Annotated in this window: 3 protein-coding genes; all 3 read right to left on the bottom strand. The window is 41.9% G+C overall.

Annotated elements, in window-relative coordinates; translation table 11 throughout:
• Positions 1-118 precede the first annotated feature (118 nt).
• Positions 119-1,309, bottom strand: a complete 1,191-nt coding sequence (gene kbl, locus B2X72_RS01825; protein ID WP_286803561.1) for a glycine C-acetyltransferase — start codon at positions 1,307-1,309, stop codon at positions 119-121.
• Between the two features lie 264 nt (positions 1,310-1,573).
• Entirely contained in the window at positions 1,574-2,821 is a 1,248-nt protein-coding gene (locus tag B2X72_RS01830; RefSeq protein WP_088159803.1) for an ABC transporter permease, read from the bottom strand.
• A gap of 154 nt (positions 2,822-2,975) precedes the next feature.
• Complete coding sequence (locus tag B2X72_RS01835; RefSeq protein ID WP_286848163.1) at positions 2,976-3,401, bottom strand: DUF2147 domain-containing protein; 426 nt, start codon at positions 3,399-3,401, stop codon at positions 2,976-2,978.
• Between the last annotated feature and the right edge of the window lie 308 nt (positions 3,402-3,709).

Here is a 3,709-nt window from a genome sequence, read left to right on the forward strand (position 1 = left end):
CGACGTGAGCGATGATCGCAATGTTTCTAATGTTTTGCATTGAGCAAGAATATTTTTATAAAATTTTAGGGTGCAAAGATAAACATTTTGCACCATAAAATTTATAACTATGTGTATTTTATTTAATTACACCTAATTCTTTACCTACTTTGGTAAAGGCGGCGATTGCTTTATCCAGGTGAGCAACTTCGTGTCCTGCCGAAATCTGCACACGGATACGGGCTTTTCCCTGAGGTACAACGGGATAGTAAAAACCGATCACATAAATTCCCTCGTCCAACATCTTGGATGCGAACTCCTGCGCTAATTTCGCGTCATACAGCATCACAGGCACGATTGGATGGAAACCTGGCTTGATATCAAATCCAGCAGCCGTCATTTTTTCACGGAAGTAGATCGTATTGGATTCCAGTTTATCACGCAATGCAGTTGTCTCACTCAGCATGTCCAAGACCGCAACAGAAGCCCCTGCAATTGCGGGTGCTAGGGTATTCGAAAATAAATAAGGACGTGAACGCTGACGTAACAAATCGATGATTTCTTTTTTACCGGAAGTAAAACCACCGGAAGCACCACCTAGCGCCTTACCCAACGTACCTGTAATGATATCTACACGATCAATTACATTGAAAAGCTCGTGTGTACCACGTCCAGTTGCACCGATAAATCCTGTACAATGCGATTCATCGATCATCACGAGCGCCTGGTATTTATCGGCTAGATCACAGATCTGGTCCAATGGAGCTACAGATCCCTCCATCGAAAACGCGCCATCTGTAACAATGATTTTATGTCGAGCACCGGATGCGGCCTGCAATTGCGCTTCCAAATCAGCCATATCCGCATTTTTATAACGGAAGCGTTGTGCTTTACACAAACGAACACCGTCTATGATAGAAGCATGATTTAATTCGTCTGAAATGATGGCATCTTCGGCACCAAATAATGGCTCAAACACCCCACCGTTAGCGTCGAATGCCGCTGCATATAAAATAGTATCTTCTGTTCCGAGGAACGTAGAAATTTTTGCTTCTAACTCTTTATGCACATCTTGGGTACCACAGATAAAACGTACGGAAGACATTCCATAACCGTGTGTATCAATCGCTTTCTTAGCAGCTTCGATTACTTTGGGGTGCGAAGACAGACCCAAATAATTGTTCGCACAAAAATTGACAACTTCTTGTCCTGTACTCACTTTGATGTCTGCTCCTTGGGGAGTAACGATCACTCGCTCTTGTTTATACAATCCCGCTTCTTTGATTGCTTCCAATTCCTTTTCTAAAACTGGTTGTAATGTATTGTACATAATTCGATTTTATTTTTTTATACAATATTACAGTTTTTTCATTGGAATAAGTTGCTTTACCTTTCGAGACAAGGGCTATTCACGGAGAATTCACCCCAAATCAATGATTTGGTAACATTAAACCGATTGCATAAAATTCCTTTTTTCAATCGATCTACTTTTCCTTTTGCTTTGATAGCGACCAACAGGGAGACAACCGCGAGACATCTTCGGGCTGCAAGCAGGGTGCATGTAAAAATAGAGCGATAGGGGGGTCAATGTGAATTACTCGTAACGAAGCGCATCGACTGGATCCAGTTTAGATGCTTTTGAGGCCGGGTAATAGCCCGATAGCATACCGACGAGTCCACATACCGCGAAACCCAAAATAATCGCTCCCCAAGGTATAATAAAAGATGTGCCGAGCTGCAGCGCCAGAATATTACCAATCAAGATACCAATAAAGATCCCGGCGACACCTCCAATCATACAGATCACAATGGCTTCCATCAGAAATTGTTTACGTATAACACTCGGTGTTGCACCGATTGCCTTACGAATACCGATCTCTCGCGTACGTTCTGTGACCGAAACTAACATGATGTTCATCAATCCGATTGAAGCTCCCACAAGGGTTATAAAAGCGATCACCACTGCACCCAAAGTAACCATGGCCATATTTTGCATCAGCATCTGGGCAACCGCATCGGATTTGGTGATTTCGAAATCATTGGACTGCCGTGATGCCAATCCGCGAATATTTCGAAATACGATTGTAGCTTCGCCGATTGCGGCTTCCAATCGCATGGGGTCATTGGAAGAAACAGTGATCACATAGGAAGGCTCGGTACCCTGCATCACTGCCCTGGCCTTGATCAGGGGAATAAAGCAGGCTCTGTCCCCGCCCATCCCGGCAGAGGAACCTTTACTTTTTAAGACTCCTATCACCAAATAGCGGATATTGTTAACAGTAATAAACTGTCCTATGGGATCAATAATTTCGTTGAATAGCATTTTACTCACTTCACTACCGATGATGATCACGCCACTACCTGTTTCAACCTCCCGCGTAGAAAAATTACGGCCTTCGCTAACAACATACCCTGATGTCTGCAGATAATTTTCATCTGTCCCGATCAGGCCGATATTGGGGTTTGTCTTTTTGGATTGATATTTTGCGGTCGTATTCCAACTCACATTGGCACTGATTGATGTCAACGCATTAAAGTGAAAATCCTGTCTGAATCTTGCAGATTGTGCATAGGTAATATTAGCAAAGACTTTTGAGCGAGTCCCTTCATTACCGATCCGGACATTTAATCCCCGGTTGCGTATGTTGAAGGAATTTGATCCCATGGATGAAAAGGAATCTGTTAGCGAGTTTTTCATAGCATCGATCGAGGTCAATACTCCTATTAATGCCATCATCCCTATGGCAATGATCAGTGCTGTTAAAAATGTCCGCAGCTTATTCCCTACAATGGACTGTAGTGCAAGCTTGACATTTTCAACATAAGACATTTTTACGGCCATAGAGCTGGTATTTATAATTTGTAGGGATGAAAATACTGTAATTCCAGCACAAAACCAAAAAGGCAATTTACTTCCAAGAAATAAATTGCCTTTTGGATGGAATCTGCCCTATCCATGCAAGCGGATTATGTTGATTTTGTGGCCATTTTCTGTCTTAATTAATTCTTTTCCATGTCTCGGTGCGTCCAAGCAAGCTCACACCCACATAACCTCTGATATCAAGCTTATCTCCTTTTAAGGTCATCTTGCAGCTATACGTTTTGCCCGACTTCGGATCATAGATCTTGCCGTCAACATACGTATTGCCATCTTTATCAAAATTGGTCAAGATTTCGAGTCCTTGCACATTTCTGCCCTGCAATGCTTTATCTGAGTTTTTTATATCTTTCTTGGGCTGACCGGCTTCATTATTTGGAAATTTCAGCCAATAGAGCTTACCAAAAAACTTATCGCCTTTCTTGTAAATTTCAACACGGCCTTCGCCGCTTGGGTTTTCCCACTTTGCGATGATGGGATCTGTTTGCGCAAATAATGCGACTGTAGTCAGCAGCATTATGAATGACATCATAATTTTCTTCATGGGTCTATTATTATATGAACTTAATTCTTTCAATTTTCCCTGCTATTGGTGATCCGACCGCTTGTTTAAATGACTATCACCTGTTTAAATGACTTAAGTACGTCTTTCAATTCTTTTCCACCATCGGCAACCGTCATACATGACACGCATAATCGTTGATGACCATACGGCTATAGCATGCATAGCTTCTGAATAAATATACAAAATATTTACTATGCTTGCATATATTTTTTATTACAGTATTGCTATTTATCAAACAGCCCCCGCTTACTAATACCAGTTAACGGTCCATCCATCCATCCATCCAT

This window comes from Sphingobacterium sp. UBA7253, from assembly GCF_002472745.1.
GTDB classification, from domain to species: domain Bacteria; phylum Bacteroidota; class Bacteroidia; order Sphingobacteriales; family Sphingobacteriaceae; genus Sphingobacterium; species Sphingobacterium siyangense.